Genomic DNA, 16,762 nt, shown 5'->3' with positions numbered 1-16,762 from the left:
TTAATCCACCAATTGAACATTATAATCTTTAAACCAAATATGCGTTTGAGCTAAGTAAGCTAATAGCTGGGGACCAGTCATCAATTGTCCAAACCAAGGAATCTTAAAGGCCTCTCCATTAGATTCGATTAACGTTTGAAGACTTCTAGGGTCAAATAGTTCATGCAATATAGAATTCTTATCTAGCAGTTGCTCCTTCAGCATGAGCTGAACCTTTGCTGCATAGACCGGATTATGGGTTTTTGGATAAGGGCTCTTTTTACGATAGAGCACTTCGTTTGGAAGAATTCCCTCTAATGCCTTCCTAAGAATGCCTTTTTCTTGGTTTCCAACCATTTTAAAATCCCACGGAATATTCCACGCATACTCTACAAGACGATGGTCTGCAAAGGGGACACGCACTTCTAAGCTTGCTCCCATGCTCATCCGGTCTTTTCGTTCCAAAAGTGTGGACATAAACCAAATCATATTCATATAAAAGAGATTTCTTCGTTCTGCTTCTAAGGAGGACTCGCCAAACAGCTGAGGTGTTTCTGCTACGCTTATATCATATGCGTTTTGTACATAATCTTCAATTTTCAATTTTTGTTGCCAGCTATCGTTTAGCAAGGAGTGTCTTTCATGCTTGGATCGAATCCAAGGGAAGCCTGTTTCTGCATTTCCAACCTTATGAAACCAAGGATAGCCCCCAAATATCTCATCCGCACATTCTCCGGACAATCCTACGGTAAAATCCTTTTTTATTTCTTTACAGAACCATAGTAAAGAGGAGTCTATATCTGCCATTCCAGGTAAATCACGTACATGGACTGCCTCCGTTAAAAATTGGGCTAGATCATCCTGTGTAATGACTGAAAAATGGTGAGTAGTATGAAGAGAGCTAGAGACTTTTTGGATGAAAGGGAAGTCCTCGCTAGGCTGAAATTCATTTCCCTTGAAGTGAACATTATTGTTTTCATAATCAATCGAGTAAGTATGAAGAGGGGGTATTCCATCTCTTTTATAAGCATTTGCAGCAATTGCAGAAATAGCACTAGAATCTATTCCTCCCGAAAGGAATGTACATAAAGGCACATCGGACACAAGCTGTCTTTCTACCGCATCTGTTACTAAGTAACGTACTTTTTCTATCGTTTCCTCTAATGTGTCGGTATGCTCTTTACTTTCCACGTTCCAATATCGCCACATACGCAGGCCGTTTTTCGAAAAAGTTAATGCATGTGCTGGTCTAAGCTCCTTTATCCCTTTATATACACCGAATCCAGGAGTGCGGGAAGGCCCAAGCCCAATAATCTCTGATAATCCATTCCGATCAATCTCTGTTGGAACATCTGGGTGTGCAAGCAATGCCTTTAATTCAGATCCGAATAGCAATCCATCATTTCTTTCCGTAAAAAACAATGGCTTTACTCCTAAGCGGTCTCTTGCTATAAAAACCTTTTGCTCTTCTTCATCCCAAATGGCAAAAGCAAAAATTCCATTAAAGTAATCAACACACTTTTCCTTCCATTCAATATAAGAGGTTAATAATACCTCTGTATCTGAATGCCCTGAGAATGAATGCCCTCTACTTAATAATTCCTTTCGTAAATCTTCCGTGTTATAAAGCTCTCCATTATAGCAAAGCGTATAATTCCTAGATTGATAGCTTTTGCTCATTGGCTGTTTGCCTCCGACGGGATCAACAACAGTCAATCTTCGATGACCAAAGAGAGCATGGACCGCACTCCACACATTATGATCATCTGGTCCCCGCTTTTTTAAACTCTCTGCCATTTTCTCCACAACAGGAGAATACCCCCGTAAATCTTTTCTAAAATCAACCCATCCGGTTATTCCACACATATAATTCGCATCCCTTCTTTCACCCCCATAGTATATGCAAAAAAGTGCTGAAAAAGTGACGAGAGATAAGTGACCGAAATAAGTAAAAGTACCACGAACATGTGAGGTTCGTGGTACTTTCATTTAGGATTATGTTGTTACCTTTAATACAGTTTTAATCTTTTGGATAATACCGCCTGAGCTATAAGTAAGAACGCTTCGTTTATAGAAGGACAGGCTGATGATGAATGCTACGATAGAGGTAACGGTTAGTATTAGTAGAGCTAGCATCGGCTCAAATGCCCCGATGTCAGTTGCACCAATGCGTAATGGCATTACCATACCCGATGTAAATGGTATGTAAGAGAATACCTTTACAAGCATGGTGTCTGGACTTTGCGCTCCGAAAATTAATACATAAAATCCAATGATTCCGATGATAGTCATTGGCATAACTGCCTGACCAGCTTCCTCTACTTTAGATACAAGTGAGCCTAACAATGCACCAATGATTAAATTTAGCACAATGGTCATGATTAAAAATGCTAGGGCATACCCAATATAAGAATAGGAAAGCTCTTCAATCATAGGCTGTAAACTATCAATTTTAGAGCCACCATCAACTGTCATAAAAATAACTGCTAACAAAATTATCAAAGCTCCGATTTGTGTAATTGCCAAGAGAAATGTACCTGTTAATTTAGCTATTAAATGAGTAGATGGTTTAACACTTGCAAGAAGAACCTCTAAAACACGAGAACCTTTTTCAGAAGCCACATCTGTTGTTATCATAGATAAAAAGGATATTAAGAAACCATAAATTAAGGAGCCGATGAGCATAGAAGCGACGATTCCTACCGCCTTCTCATCCTCACTCTTGCCCCCAGCAGAGGCTTCATCTAAATTTTTCATTGTAATGATGGTTTCGGACTGTAGAATTTTATCTGCTTCTTCGGCTGTGAGGTTCAGCTGCTGTACCTCATACAATTTCCCAGCATATTGAAGAGTGGAAGATAGACTGAGCTGATCAGTAAATGCTAATGGCTCATATGTTGCTATTTCCGCGTTAAGAGAATTCTCTTCATCTTTGATAAAAATGGCAGCTGCATAGTCTCCGTCAATGACTTCTTTTTCTACCTCATCATTTGGAGAAGTAGGGAACGAAAATGCTAAATCATTATTAGATTGGAATAAAGCCTCTATATCAGCCTCTGTCTCATTTATAACTGCAATTTCTAATGCTTCACTTTCAAAGAATGCAGCCTTTATATCTGACCAAAACATTACGATGGAAATAACGCCAACATAGATGGCAAGCATGATTATAAAAGATTTTGCTTTTATTTTTTGAGTATATAACTGTTTGACTAACAACCAAAATTTAGACATTCTTGCCACCTACCTTATCCTTGAAGATTTCATCTAATGACAAATAATCTAGGCTAAATTTCTCGATATACTTACCATCAAAAATAGAGTCAAAGATTGCTTGAGCGTATTTTTCATCTGCTAGTGTAAGGATATACTGGTCTTTTCCAACATGGACATACTTAACGCCCTCCATGCTTTCAAGTGTCTCCTTTGAAAGCTCTGTACGAATAGTAAGTTTTGTTTTTCCATATTGTTTCTTTAAGTCTAGCAGGCTTCCAGCATACAAAGAGACACCACGTTTTAAAAGACATAAATGATCACAAAGCTCTTCTACATTTTCCATCTGATGGCTAGAAAATAATATAGTTGTGCCCTTGTCTTTTAGCTCTAAAATGGCACCCTTCAACAAATCCTTATTTACTGGATCCAGTCCACTAAATGGTTCGTCTAGTATAAGAAATGCTGGCTGGTGAATGAAGCTTGCGATCAATTGCACCTTTTGCTGGTTTCCTTTGGACAGTGTTTCAGCTTTCGCTTTTCGTTTGTCCTCTAATTCAAAACGATCAATCCAGTAATCCACTTCTTTTTTTAACTCCTTACGGGATTTACCACGAAGCTCTCCAAAGAAGTATAGCTGATCCTCCACTTTCATAGCAGGGAAAATACCTCTCTCCTCGGGTAAATAACCTAAAAGATCTCTATTAATATTATTGATATTCGTACCATCCCATGTGATGGTTCCTTCCGTAGTTTCCTGTAAATCTAGTATCATTCGAAAGGTCGTAGTTTTACCGGCACCATTTTGACCGATTAAACCAAATATTTCACCTTTTTCTATGGTGAAGGAGAGATGGTCAACTGCAGTAAAATCTTGATAACGTTTGGTTACTTCATTAATTACTAACGCCATGTTTAAGCTCCATTCCTAAGTATTTTTTCGTACTACTTTATACGCATTAGAATAATAAATGTTTCAAAAAATTTTGAAACGTTTATCATGGTGTTCCGTCTAATTCACTGATGAAAACAAAGGGGATGATCAGAAATGAAAAAATTACACTATCTTTCGTTCAGCTTTATAGCAATCTGTCTTCTTCTCACACCTACATTTGTTTTGGCGAAGGAGGGAGAGGATACCATGGTTAATGAAAACTCTAAACTGGAAAGATTTACTGGTATCGTTAAAGAAGTCGTAAATAAAGAAGACAATGTCATACTTACTGTTGAAACAGAGCAAAAAGAACCGATTGTCACTGTTTTTACAATCACAAACGAGACGCTTTTATATAATAGCGGCACAGCCAAGGAAATAGAAAAAAAAGAATTTGTCAAAGGGCAAAGAATAGAAGCCTACTATGATAAAACAAAAGCTAGGACTATGATCTATCCAGCCCAAATTTCGCCAGAGTTAATAATTGCTCATGATGACCAAAATGTAGGCTATACAAAGGTTGGAGTCTTCGATGAAAAGTTAACAAGTGAGGACAACCAATTAAAGCTGAATCTTTCTAAGGAAACGCTTGTTGTTAATAAGGATGGAGAAAGTATCGATCAAAAAAATTTAGTGGGTAATGAGCTGATTGTCTTTTATAAAACCTCGACAAGAAGTATTCCTGCTCAAACAATACCGAACAAAGTAGTTGTTTTAGAAGAAAAAGATGCCAGCAACTTTATGAAATTCTCCGGTACTATTAAGGAAGTTTCTAAAAATAATAAAGAAGTAACCTTAACTGTAGAAACGAATGAGAAAGAGCCTCAGATTTCTATTTTAGTATTAAATAAAGATGTAATAGCTCTTAATAGCGCTTCTACAAAAGCGATTTCTATTGATTCCTTTAAAAAGGGGATGAAAATTGATGCCTATTACGATAAAAATAAACCAATGATTTTAATTTATCCACCAAGAATCTCTCCAGAAATCATTGTTGCTCATGAAGAAAAGAGTGGCCTAGTGAAAGTGTCAAAATTCGATAAGCAATTTGTTAGTCTAGATAAAGAGCTGAAACTTCAAATTACCAACAAAACAGAATTGGTGGATGAAAAGGGAAAGAAAATTTCCAAGAACGATTTAACAAACAAAGAGTTAATCGTATTTTATAGTTCACCTAAGAACAATCAAAAACTTACGACTCCATCAAAAATTATTGCACTAGAATATATTGAACCTGTTCAAAAAGAGCTCAACAAAATAATAGTGAATGACCATTTAATTCAAAATGGAGTTAAGATGATTCCTATACGTGAGGTGGCTCAGTATTTAGGATATGAAGTAATGTCCCATCCAAAACGTAATAGTGTGTACTTAAAGCTTGGCAATAGCTCACTTTCCATTACTAGGGGAGAGCTGAAGTATGGATACAATAGAAGTATAAGAGAATTTCAAGAAACACCGGTTTTGCACAACAAGAAAACCTATGTGTCTGAAGATATTTTAGAAATTCTTGTTCCAGAGTCTTAAAGAATATGTCGTCCGCTCATAAAGAGAAGGACGGCTTTTCTTTTGGTACAATTTATGTTGAGAAATACTCCAGGGGGGAAGGAAATGAATGTATGCAAAATAGACAGCAATTTTCCAATGGATTTGATGTTGTTAGCAGATCCCGCAGAGGAATTAGTTAAAGCTTATTTAGATAAGGGTCAATGCTATATAACGAAAGCCGGAAATAAAATAATTGGCGTATATGTCTTAGTGCCTTTGAATAACCAGATTGTGGAGCTTAAAAATATAGCTGTACATGAACAACATCAAGGAAAAGGAATAGGAAAAGAATTAGTTCTCGATGCCATACAGAAATCAAAAGAGCTTGGTTATCAAAAAATAGAAGTAGGTACAGGAAACTCCAGTATAAATCAGCTTGCACTCTATCAAAAGTGTGGATTCAGAATTATTTCTGTGGATAAGGATTTTTTTAAAATTAATTATCCCGAAGAGATTGTGGAAAACGGCATTCCTTGTGTGGATATGATACGACTAGAGAGGATTTTATCCACAGAAAAATAAGAAAGCTCTAAGCGTATCATTACTTAATAGAGGTGTGTTTCGACGAACGTAGCAGGTTATGCTAGATTGGGGGAAAGATAATGCAAATTATTGAGTTACAGGAAAGGAATAACCTATTCGAAAAAGCAATTCAAGTATTTTGGAAAGAATGGGGAAATGAGCACAATTATAAATTTTATGAAGATGCTATGATTCATTCTTGTTGTTTTTCAGATATTCCAAGATTTTATGTGATGATTGAAGAGGAGGAGATCATTGGAACTTATGCGTTATTAAGAAATGACCTTAATAGTCGCCAAGACCTTTGCCCATGGCTCGCCTGCTTATTCGTGAAAGAAGAATATAGAGGTAGAGAAATAGGCTCAATGCTGCTACAACACAGCCTGAAAGAAGCAGCAAGAAAAGGATATGATAAGCTTTATTTGTCCACAGATCTTGAAGGCTATTATGAAAAATACGGGTGGAAAAATAATGGCGTTGTGTACGGCGTGAGTGGTGATCATATCAAGCTATATGAAAAGGAAACAGGTTTAAAGTAAGGTAATTCTAAAGTAAATTATTTTACTTTAACTAATGATCTATTTAGTGAAAATACAATGAGCTTGGATATATATTTCCTAGCTCATTTATGTATATCTTTTGTTTTTAATAATTATAATGTTTAATTTTGCCAATTAGAATGCGAATTTCCTCAGCCTTAAACATTAAAACTGCCCCCCGAATAATGATTGGGAGCAGTTATTACTATGCGTTATGTAAAAGTCCTAACACTTTCTTTAATTCTTTTGCTTCAATTTGTCCTGGAGCGGAAGCTGATACAACTGAACCAAAGGTAGCTGCTGAACCGAAAATTTCTCCAGATAAACGACTGATAATACCTGATTTAGCCATAGACATTGTAATAATCGGACGATCCGCATATGTAGAATACATCGTATAGGTAGCATCCAGGAGGGTAATAACATCGGCTGGACTATTAGGCATAACAGCAATTTTAGGAATATCTGCACCTAGTCTTTGCATAGCTGTTAAGCGTTCTATTATTACCTCTTTTGAGGGAGTTCCATTAAAATCATGGTTGGACATCACCACAGAAATATGATTATCCTTAGCTAAAGAAACTAGCTCCTCAACTTCCTCTGAGAAAAGCTCAATATCAATTAAATCTATTTCCTTTGTCTGGATCACTTCACGTAAAAGTTGCTTATAATAATCAGGTTCAATAACTTTATTGCCGCCTTCCTTGTGACTTCTAAAAGTAAACAAAAGGGGGGTAGGATATAAATAACCTCGTATGTATGAAAGGGTGTCTTTGACAGATTCTAAGCTTTCAACTTCCAGTAATAAATCTACTCTCCATTCGACTACATCAGGAGAAGCATCCTTAACTAATTGTAGCTCCTTAAAAAGGGCTTCTTTATTTTTTCCGACTAGTGGAACAATAATTTTTGGTAGTCCTTCCCCAATATGAATATCCCGAATAGAAATAATTTTCATAAATATCTCCCATCATGCAACGTTTTACGTTATATTAACATAAAACGTTACAAAGGGGATGTAAAAATGAGATTTCAAATCTATGAAAGTGCAGAGAAGTTTTACGATATTGCAAAACCTTTTTTAAAGCAAAACGAGGACAAATTTAGCTTATTTTTAGGTGTGCTTGAAAGAATTAGAGTGGGAGGATATGAGGATCCACTGATGGCTACTATTGAGGAGGATGGAGAGTTATTGGCACTTTTCCAGATGACTCCACCACATCCACTTAATATTATTTTTGTCGATTTAAATAAAATCGAAGCGTCAATCGATTTATGTATTGAAGAGATTTTACAACGTGGTATACATATAAACTCGATCATAAGTGTAAAGGAATGGGCTATTCGCTTCGCGTCAAAATGGGAAGAGAAAACGGGACAAGCAAATTCACTATTAATGGAACAGGGATTATATCGATTAAATAAAGTGGATGATACGCTAGAAAATAGCCCAGGATCTTGGAGATTTGCTAATAACGATGATGCTCCATTAATAGAATCATGGTATAGCCAATTTGAAGAAGATACTGGACTTCCTAGTACTGCTAAAGAGGAAATAGCCCAGAGAGTGACTGCTATGTTGAATGGACAGGAGGTTTTCTTATGGGAGGACGATGGAGAGATTGTGTCTATGATGAAGAAGGCTAGACCATCAACTCATGGAGTGACTGTTTCTATGGTATTTACTCCTAAAGAAAAGCGACGCAAAGGTTATGCAAGAACAATGGTAGCAGCCTGCAGCAAGGAGCTTTTAAAGGAATATGACTTCTGTGTTTTATATACCGATATGTTAAATCCCACATCCAACAAAATATATCAAGAAATTGGTTATCAAAAGTTGATGGATTCAGTTCATTTAAAGCTGGGGAATAAATGAGATAGTAAATGTTAGATAGATAAGGAGACATTTATTCACATATTGACTTTAGTATTTGATTCCATTAAAATTAGTGAAAATTCATACACAATTCGATGATAAAGAGAGTATCTGATGAGATAATGATTAGCGAGTCAGGGGTAGTGAGAGCCTGATACAGGACTTTTCAGAGAAACGCACTTTGGAGAAGCTTTTTGAACTAGAGTAGAAAAGATCGGGGAAGTCCTCGTTAATAACGTTAAAGCGGTCACAATATGTGACAACTAGAGTGGTACCACGGGAATTTCAGCTCTCGTCTCTTCATAGAGATGAGAGCTTTTTTATATGGAAAAACAAAATGGAGGGTGAATATATATGGAACTATTAAAGCAAATTGCTATTTCGATTGAGACTGAGATAGAAAGTAAGTTAACAGTGAAAGAAATACAAATGCTTTTAGAAAAACCAAAGAACATTGAATTAGGAGATTTAGCATTTCCTTGTTTTACGCTAGCGAAATTATATAAAAAATCACCACAGCTTATCGCTTCTGAATTGGCAAAACAGGTGAAGAGTTCACTTATTGCTAATGTAGAGGCAGTAGGGGGCTATTTGAACATCTTTTATGACCAGAAAACTATTGCGAAAGAAGTGTTAGGGGAAATACTTAAAAATCAAAACAATTATGGCCAGCTACCAATGAAAGACGAACAAGTTACTATAGACCTTTCCTCACCAAATATTGCTAAGCCATTCTCTATGGGACATTTACGTTCAACTGTAATCGGAAATGCTCTTGCCAATATTTCTGAGAAAAATGGCTACAAAGCTGTTCGTATTAATCATTTAGGTGATTGGGGAACTCAATTTGGAAAGCTGATCGTTGCTTATAAGCTATGGGGAGACAAAGAAAAAATTGAAGCCTCCCCAATAGTGGAATTATTGAAAATCTATGTAAAATTCCATGAAAAGGCTGAAGTGGATGAAGAGCTCAATGTTGAGGCAAGAGCTGCCTTCAAGAGTCTAGAGCAGGGTAACGAAGAGGCACTACAGCTTTGGAAATGGTTCAAGGAAGCCTCTCTTAAAGAATTTCAATATATCTATGAATTACTAGGAATTCAGTTTGATTCCTTTAATGGAGAAGCATTCTATAATGACAAAATGGAACCGGTCGTCAAAGAAATAGAAGAAAAGGGTTTGCTCGTGGAATCTGACGGGGCGTTAGTAGTCGAGTTAGAGAATATGCCACCATGTTTGATCAAAAAAACCGATGGAGCTACTCTATACGCAACGAGAGATTTAGCTGCAGCCTTGTATCGTCAAAATAACTATGCCTTTACTAAAGCATTTTATGTAGTCGGCAACGAACAATCACTTCACTTTAAACAGCTTTTCAGTGTGCTTCAAAAAATGGGCTATGCGTGGGCAAAGGACTGTCAGCATGTACCTTTTGGGATGATGCTTAAGGATGGTAAGAAGATGTCGACTCGTAAAGGAAAAGTGATCTTATTAAAAGAAGTCTTAAATGAAGCTATCGAGGAGGCGAAAAAAAGTATTGAGGAGAAAAATCCTTCACTTCTTCACAAAGAGGAGGTTGCTAAATCAGTTGGAGTAGGGGCTGTCATCTTCCATGATTTAAAAAATCATCGTATGAATGACGTAGAATTTTCTCTGGAGCAAATGCTTAACTTCGAGGGTGAGACTGGACCCTATATTCAGTACACTCACGCACGCATAAACTCACTCCTTCAAAAAGGTAAGTTTGAGATTAATGACATGAGTTTTGAAGGACTAGGCGAACCTGCATGGCCAACGATAATGACACTTCAAGGCTTTCCACAGGTTATCCAGAAATCCTTTGAACAGGCAGATCCATCACTTATCGCAAAATATTGCCTAACGCTATCTCGCCATTTCAATAAATATTATGCGAATACAAAAATATTAGTTGATAATGAAACAAAGCAATCGAAGCTGACGCTTTGTTATGCGGTTGCCATAGTTTTAAAGGAAGGGTTAAGTTTACTTGGGATAGATGCTCCGGAGCAGATGTAGAAAAACCCCACTGTCTTGCTGACAGTGGGAATTTCTCCAAAGTTTCTTACTTGTTAGCCTTATGTTGGAACCCTTTACCTCTGTAAAATAACCTCCAAATAAATTCTAAGGGACCTGATTGAAACTTTAAATGTTTAATCCAAAGATAGCTAAGTAAAAACTGAAATATATAAATGGATATAGCGATGATAGTGGTTTGCCAAAGCTGAATTTCTCCAAATAAGCCCAGACCATAGCTATAAAATAAGAGGCTACAAATCACGGATTGTAAAATATACATACTAAAACCAAGCTTTCCAATGTAAGAAAAGAATAATAGTTGTTCTTTATATTTTAGGAAAGCAAGACAGAAGAAACAAAGATAGCCTAGCATCAGTAATGGACCTGCTATAAATACACATATCATTTCCAACATAAGATTCGAGGAGTTTGCCAATAACATAGGTAACTCTAAGATAACTCCAGACAATGTGGCAATTAGTCCAATAACAAGGAAAGAATGCTTTTTCTCATGAAGGTTCTCTAATATACTTTTTTTTCCAAAAAATACTCCAAGTAAAAATATCCCTAAAATTTGGGGGAAAAATAATATCATATTGAAAAAGCTCATAACAAAGTCCATAGAACGTTTTGCTACTATTTCAGAAAAAGTTCCTTCCGCATAAATTTGCTTATCTATTTCTTGAGATAATTTAATCTCTTCGGAAAAATCAATAGAAGAATAGTTCCCTGTTCCAGAGGTCAATCCGGTAGATATACCAAGTAGAAGTGGGACAATAGAAAGTAATACAAGAGACCAAATAAGTATTGTCTTAGACTTTCGTTTTAAGAAAAATAACAGTACAATGCCAACTATTGCGTAAGTGGTTAAAATATCGCCATACCAAAGCAACAAGCCATGGATCAATCCGAAGATGAATAAGGCAAACATCCTTTTTAAGTATAAAGGGGTAAATTTTATCCCTTGTGTAGTAGATTTCATGTACAAAATGGTGGCGCCATACCCAAAGAGAAAAGAAAATAGTAGCATAAACTTTCCTTCAACTAAAAGTGCAGTAAAAAAGTCAATCGACTCGTTGAGCTTACCTTCTATAGGAACTCCTCCCAAACTAATTGCTTGAAGTGATTCGTTAAAAAAATGTATATTCACTAACAAAATCCCTAATAATGCAAAACCTCTTAAAGCATCAATAACTTCAATTCTTTTCAAACTAATTCCTCCTTAACTTGTTATAAGAATAAGAATAGAATTGAAATATAATAAAATAATAAGTAAAAAGTTTATACTTTTGTTATAAGTATGAAATAGTATGAGTAAAAGGGGAGGTGTGCCATATTGCTCAAAGAAAAAATCCTAATTGTGGACGATGAAGTGGATATAGTTTCTTTTATGAAGGATTCTCTGGAGGACGAGGGTTATGAAATCTTAACTGCTCACAATGGATACGATGCTATTCAATTAGCTAAACAGAATCCACACTTAGTTTTACTCGATGTAATGATGGATGGGATAGATGGATTTGAGGTATGTGAAAAAATAAGATCCAATCTCTCTGGTCCTATTATTTTTCTTAGTGCTTGTCAGGAGGAATCTAATAGAATTAAAGGCTTGTTAGTTGGAGGGGATGACTATCTCATTAAACCATTTAGTCTTACGGAGCTTAAAGCTAGAGTATATGCGCATATAAGAAGAGAAAAAAGAAGAATCGAAAGCTATGCTTATGAAGTAAAACAATATGGGGAAGTAACCATTGATTACAAAGGTAGAATGATCCATATAAATGGAGTGAATATAGACTTAACAAACAAACAGTTTGATATTGTTTGGTTACTTGCAGAGAATAAAGGACAAGTTTTTTCTAAATCACATATTTATGAGCGAGTATGGGGATTAGAAGCTAATGGAGAGGATTCCACAGTTACCGAACATATAAAGAAAATAAGAGCAAAATTTCAAGCAATCAAGGAGGACAATACATATATACAAACTGTATGGGGAGTAGGCTATAGATGGGGGTAAAAACAACAACTCTTAATAAGAGACTTCATCGATTAATTGTCTACATTTTATTATGCAGCCTTCTAAGTACAATTCTTACATGGAGTGTTTTGATATATATCGGAGAATCAAAAATGCGTGAGGCCAGCTTTTATGAACAAATGATTCCTAAAATAGAATCGAAAATTCGATTAGAAAAAGACTCAATCTTAGAAGTTTCTCAAAAAAACAAGTTAGATATGATTATTCCATCCGAAGGTTTTAAATATAAGGTTATCGATATAACGGGTACATATAAATACGGCAGCCATGAGGATCAATTAGACATAGATGTCAAACAGCTATATGAAAGATTAAATATTGTGGATTACAGTGAGAAAAATTACTTTGTTAAATATATCCCTATAATTGATGCCAACGAAAACTTGCAAGGAGTAGTTATGCTTTATTATCAACTGAAGGTTACACCAATCGAATCCTCTGATACTCTGTTGCTAAAAGTGGGAATCCCATTAATTCTGCTTACACCTTTTTTCTATATTATTTTATTCACTATTATATTTGTACGAAGACTTAGCAGAGAGATAAAATTACCTCTAGAGCAACTAATGATTGCGACAAGCTTTGTACGTAAAAAGGATTTAAATTTCAACATAAATAAGTATGAAAAAATAAGAGAAATACAGCTTTTAATAGAAGCTTTTGAAAATATGCAAAGCGAGCTGAGTGATTCTCTACAACGTGAGTGGAAGCTTCAAAAAGAACGTAAGGAGGCTATTGCTGCCCTGGCACACGATTTACGAACACCACTTACTATTATCCAGGGTCATGTAGAAGGCTTAGAAGAAGCAAAGAAAAAAGGAATTGATCGTTTTGATAGATACCTAATTGTGATTAAGTCAAATATTCAGCGTGCAGTTAAGCTAGTTTACGACTTAAATCAAACGACTCTTCTAGAAAACGATTTTTTTCAGTTAGACAAAAAAGAATTTGATCCCATTTATTTCTTTCAGGGGAAGATGGAGGAATATGAACACTGGTGTATGAAAGAACAAGTTGTATTTACAGGTAAGCTTAAAGATGAAAGAAGTAAGAAAATCGATATTTTCGCTGATTCCAATAGAATATCGCAGGTACTGGATAATCTCTTCACCAATAGTCTTAGATTCGTACAAAAAGGAGAGATTAGCCTAAATGTACTTATGACGGATGACTGGTTATATATAAAAATGGTGGATAATGGCCAAGGGTTTGAAAAAGGAAAGGAAGCGAAAGTATTCGAATCCTTTTATCAAGGTATAACTGGAGAAAGCCGCAGAAACGGACATGCTGGCCTTGGTCTGTATATAGCAAAGACAATTATTGATAAACACGATGGAACTATCCAAGCTTTTAATAACGAAGACGGCGGAGCAACTGTTTCTATTAAATTACCTTTGTATTAAGTAGATATTGCCTTTATAAAGGAAAAAAGCTAAGCTCATTTTTAATGGGCTTAGCTAAGGTTAAACAAGAATTCGTTTATTTTAAATCGATGATTATGTCATCCATTTTGTATTGTTTTTGATCCGCGGTGCTATTATAGGAGCGGCCACGACCAATAATTGAACCACCCTCGCTATATCTAATGATATCATAATCATATAATTCTACGTCAGGAGTTATTATGAGTTGAGTAGCCTCAGGGTTAATTTTCTCATATATAGCGCCCCATTTAATATTATTCTCGTTATTCTTTAAAGAAGAACCACCACTTCCACTTTGCTCTTCCAGCGAATAAAGATTACCTAAATCATCACGTACTATTAAGTCGACTGCGATACTATCCCATTCTTCTTGCAATTTATCGGAGGGAATTTGTTCATAAAGAAAGTGAAACGAATTTGGAGATATCGTAAGCTTTTGAAGATGGATTGTAAGATCGTCTTGTTCAAGCTTTTTATCTATATTATAGATAGATATATCTGCCTTATTTAAAGTAAAGTTAAATTTCCAATCACCTTCAATAGGGTCATTATCAATGGTTCTTCCTGGACGTAAATAATCTATGTTCCATTCTATTGGTAAAGAGGTATCCTCTTCGTCCATTTTCATAGTGAAAATACCTACATATTTGTTGTCGCTCTCTGATACTTTACTTGCTTCATGACTTCCCGTTTTCGGAGAATTTTGAAGGTGTGGAATTCCCCTAATTACTACTGGATATCCTAAATCTCTATTGGCATCAATAGTATAGGTGACAATCATAGATTCACCATCATAAATGGCATCATTTACTGTTATATTAATTCCATTGCTTGTTGCGGTTAAATTAATAGGAGTAGACACATCTGCGTACCCCGCGTAAAAATCTCCTTTGACACCACTAGTTTCATAAAAGAATTTATAAATATTGCTGATTACTGGGATATTGTCCGCGTAGGCAGTGAAAGATAGTCCTACTATAGCTGAGACGCTCAGTCCTACGGCAAGGGAAGCGGCAGCTAAAAACTTTTTACTTTTCCTTTGTTTAGATGTGTTGATTTTATTTTTTAATTCTTTTTTTACCTTCGCTCGCTCAAATTCGCTTACTTCCATCTCTTCAAATTCGTCTACATCTATTTCAATATTATTAAATTGCTTGTAAAGATCTTTCATACATAGCTACCTCCTAGAAGAAATTTCTTAACCTGTCCATTTAGCCTCTTTTTTCCTCTGTATATACGATTATCAACAGATGCTTTTGTTTTCCCTAGCTTCTTAGCGATGGCTTCTGTACTTTCGCCAAGAAAAAAACGCATGATGAAGATCTGTTGATCGATTGGATCTAGTTTATGGATTAATTGCATTAGTTCATTTCGATTTTCTGTTAGAATCAAACTTTTTTCTATAGAGTCAGCTGGCTGAAGTTCCATCTGTTCACTAGAAACCTCCATATTACGAGTTGCTTTTCGGTAGTAATCGATAGCTTTGAATTTAGCGATTATACAAATCCATTTTTTAAAATCAGTTGTGTCGCCATTAAAATCCTTTGCATGATGCCAAATAGATAAAAAGATATCGTTTATGCATTCATCTATCATCCCATCATTTTTTAGAGGAGAAAGAACCTTGTAGGAAACGCCTTTTATTAATGGTAAGTATTTATCCACAACATATTCCAGTGCGTCTTCTTTTTCTGATTTTAGCCTGTGGATAAAATTAGATTCAGTTGATTTCATCTACAATAGCTCCTTTTGGTATTTGTAAAAGCTTTTACACTCTATATAACGCACAAATTTTAAATTTTTCTCAAAAAATGAAATATTTATTTTAGAGTAACATGAGAATTACAATAATTGGGCATAAAAAAAAGCCGCGTATTATACGCAGCGTTGTGTTACTTAATATTTTTACTTTGGTAGAGTAACTGAGATTCGCCTGAGAGTTCCCAATTCTCTACTGTTTCATATGCTTGCTCTGGGGTATATCCTTTACCAACGAGGACACCCATGAGTATAAATTCCTGGAGAATATGCTTTAAATTAACGCCTCTTTCCACATCACTGAGAGCTTCATTTACAAGGTATTGTGTATATTGAATCCACTGGTCAGGGAAGCCAACAGGCTCAGGCTTGTTCCAAGAAGTATTTGCTGAAGTATTTTCTAGCATGCTTTCCGGTACATTTTTTGAAATATTTTCCGTTAAAATATAATTATATAGTTGAGCATGTTTCATTTCGTCTGTCAAAATTTCGAAAACAATATCTCTGTATTCGCGGTAGGGTAGTCCTGCTCGTATTACTCTGTATTTTTCCATTGCTTTTAACTCTCCGAAAAAAGCTTTCTTAATACCGGCCTCATAATTGGCAGGAGAAACGAATTGCTCTTCTGTCGTAACCACCACATCATTACCAGTCAATGCTTTATACATTTCTCTGAACCACTGATTATGCTTTATCTCATCGTTTCGGATAGACGTGATTATTTCTATTTGTTCTTGATTAGGAGCTAAGGAGATTAGGTAGTCATAAAAAACTTGATCTTCCTTTTCTCCTTGTACGGCTTCGGCTATTAATGTTAACGATTGCTGATAAGCCTGTTGGGCATACATCTGTTGGTTGTAGTTTTCGGTATTATTCATACATTTCCCCTTTTGT

The 16,762-nt window shown here is 35.7% G+C and carries 15 protein-coding genes and 1 other annotated feature; of the genes, 7 read left to right on the top strand and 8 right to left on the bottom strand.

Features of this window, described 5'->3' with window-relative positions:
• The 3 genes from asnB to MKY94_RS18965 form a co-directional block, all read right to left on the bottom strand.
• The gene (gene asnB / locus MKY94_RS18975; protein WP_342578703.1) at nt 1–1,845 is read right to left on the bottom strand and encodes an asparagine synthase (glutamine-hydrolyzing); all 1,845 of its coding nucleotides are present in this window, start codon (nt 1,843–1,845) and stop codon (nt 1–3) included.
• A gap of 129 nt (nt 1,846–1,974) precedes the next feature.
• Nucleotides 1,975–3,213, bottom strand: a complete 1,239-nt coding sequence (locus tag MKY94_RS18970) for an ABC transporter permease (protein WP_144539355.1) — start codon at nt 3,211–3,213, stop codon at nt 1,975–1,977.
• Nucleotides 3,206–4,105, bottom strand: a complete 900-nt coding sequence (locus MKY94_RS18965; RefSeq protein WP_151112334.1) for an ABC transporter ATP-binding protein — start codon at nt 4,103–4,105, stop codon at nt 3,206–3,208. The genes MKY94_RS18970 and MKY94_RS18965 overlap by 8 nt, the downstream gene beginning before the upstream one ends.
• 135 nt (nt 4,106–4,240) lie before the next feature.
• Between MKY94_RS18965 and MKY94_RS18960 the strand changes: the two genes are divergently transcribed.
• From MKY94_RS18960 to MKY94_RS18950, 3 genes are all read left to right on the top strand, one after another.
• Nucleotides 4,241–5,653, top strand: a complete 1,413-nt coding sequence (locus MKY94_RS18960) for a stalk domain-containing protein (RefSeq protein WP_342577595.1) — start codon at nt 4,241–4,243, stop codon at nt 5,651–5,653.
• Nucleotides 5,654–5,737: 84 nt separating this feature from the next.
• Nucleotides 5,738–6,196 carry a GNAT family N-acetyltransferase gene (locus MKY94_RS18955; protein ID WP_154312154.1) on the top strand — a complete coding sequence of 153 codons (459 nt, stop codon included), beginning with the start codon at nt 5,738–5,740 and terminating at the stop codon, nt 6,194–6,196.
• 80 nt (nt 6,197–6,276) lie between these two features.
• Nucleotides 6,277–6,735, top strand: coding sequence for a GNAT family N-acetyltransferase (locus MKY94_RS18950; protein ID WP_154312155.1), 459 nt, complete (start codon nt 6,277–6,279; stop codon nt 6,733–6,735).
• A 205-nt stretch (nt 6,736–6,940) separates the two neighbouring features.
• Here MKY94_RS18950 and aroD read toward each other — a convergent pair whose 3' ends face one another.
• Nucleotides 6,941–7,693, bottom strand: coding sequence for a type I 3-dehydroquinate dehydratase (gene aroD / locus MKY94_RS18945; RefSeq protein ID WP_342577591.1), 753 nt, complete (start codon nt 7,691–7,693; stop codon nt 6,941–6,943).
• Nucleotides 7,694–7,759: 66 nt separating this feature from the next.
• Between aroD and MKY94_RS18940 the strand changes: the two genes are divergently transcribed.
• Nucleotides 7,760–8,611: a GNAT family N-acetyltransferase gene (locus tag MKY94_RS18940; protein WP_342577590.1), complete on the top strand. Its 852-nt coding sequence runs from the start codon at nt 7,760–7,762 to the stop codon at nt 8,609–8,611.
• Between the two features lie 86 nt (nt 8,612–8,697).
• Nucleotides 8,698–8,914 (top strand) — a binding site (T-box leader).
• Nucleotides 8,915–8,965: 51 nt separating this feature from the next.
• Complete coding sequence (gene argS / locus MKY94_RS18935) at nt 8,966–10,645, top strand: arginine--tRNA ligase (protein ID WP_342577589.1); 1,680 nt, start codon at nt 8,966–8,968, stop codon at nt 10,643–10,645.
• A 46-nt stretch (nt 10,646–10,691) separates the two neighbouring features.
• Here the strand turns inward: argS and MKY94_RS18930 are convergent, their stop codons facing one another.
• On the bottom strand, nt 10,692–11,855 hold the full coding sequence (locus MKY94_RS18930; protein ID WP_342577588.1) for a DUF418 domain-containing protein: 1,164 nt from the start codon (nt 11,853–11,855) through the stop codon (nt 10,692–10,694).
• Nucleotides 11,856–11,981: 126 nt separating this feature from the next.
• Here MKY94_RS18930 and MKY94_RS18925 point away from each other — a divergent pair, with 126 nt between their 5' ends.
• Both MKY94_RS18925 and MKY94_RS18920 read left to right on the top strand, forming a co-directional pair.
• On the top strand, nt 11,982–12,665 hold the full coding sequence (locus MKY94_RS18925; RefSeq protein ID WP_225216098.1) for a response regulator transcription factor: 684 nt from the start codon (nt 11,982–11,984) through the stop codon (nt 12,663–12,665).
• Nucleotides 12,666–12,778: 113 nt separating this feature from the next.
• A complete protein-coding gene (locus tag MKY94_RS18920) occupies nt 12,779–14,089 on the top strand; it encodes a HAMP domain-containing sensor histidine kinase (protein WP_342577587.1) in 1,311 nt (436 codons plus the stop codon).
• Nucleotides 14,090–14,165: 76 nt separating this feature from the next.
• On the opposite strand, the gene MKY94_RS18915 is transcribed toward MKY94_RS18920, so the two are convergent.
• From MKY94_RS18915 to MKY94_RS18905, 3 genes are all read right to left on the bottom strand, one after another.
• Nucleotides 14,166–15,281, bottom strand: coding sequence for a DUF4179 domain-containing protein (locus tag MKY94_RS18915; protein WP_342577586.1), 1,116 nt, complete (start codon nt 15,279–15,281; stop codon nt 14,166–14,168).
• Nucleotides 15,278–15,844 carry a sigma-70 family RNA polymerase sigma factor gene (locus tag MKY94_RS18910; RefSeq protein ID WP_342577585.1) on the bottom strand — a complete coding sequence of 189 codons (567 nt, stop codon included), beginning with the start codon at nt 15,842–15,844 and terminating at the stop codon, nt 15,278–15,280. The genes MKY94_RS18915 and MKY94_RS18910 overlap by 4 nt, the downstream gene beginning before the upstream one ends.
• A 158-nt stretch (nt 15,845–16,002) precedes the next feature.
• Nucleotides 16,003–16,746: a ferritin-like domain-containing protein gene (locus tag MKY94_RS18905; protein WP_340863858.1), complete on the bottom strand. Its 744-nt coding sequence runs from the start codon at nt 16,744–16,746 to the stop codon at nt 16,003–16,005.
• Between the last annotated feature and the right edge of the window lie 16 nt (nt 16,747–16,762).

The organism is Psychrobacillus sp. FSL K6-2843 (genome assembly GCF_038626375.1).
Lineage (GTDB): Bacteria > Bacillota > Bacilli > Bacillales_A > Planococcaceae > Psychrobacillus > Psychrobacillus faecigallinarum.
The sequence above is the reverse complement of the archived record's forward strand: the minus strand, read 5'-3'. Positions and strand labels throughout refer to the sequence as shown.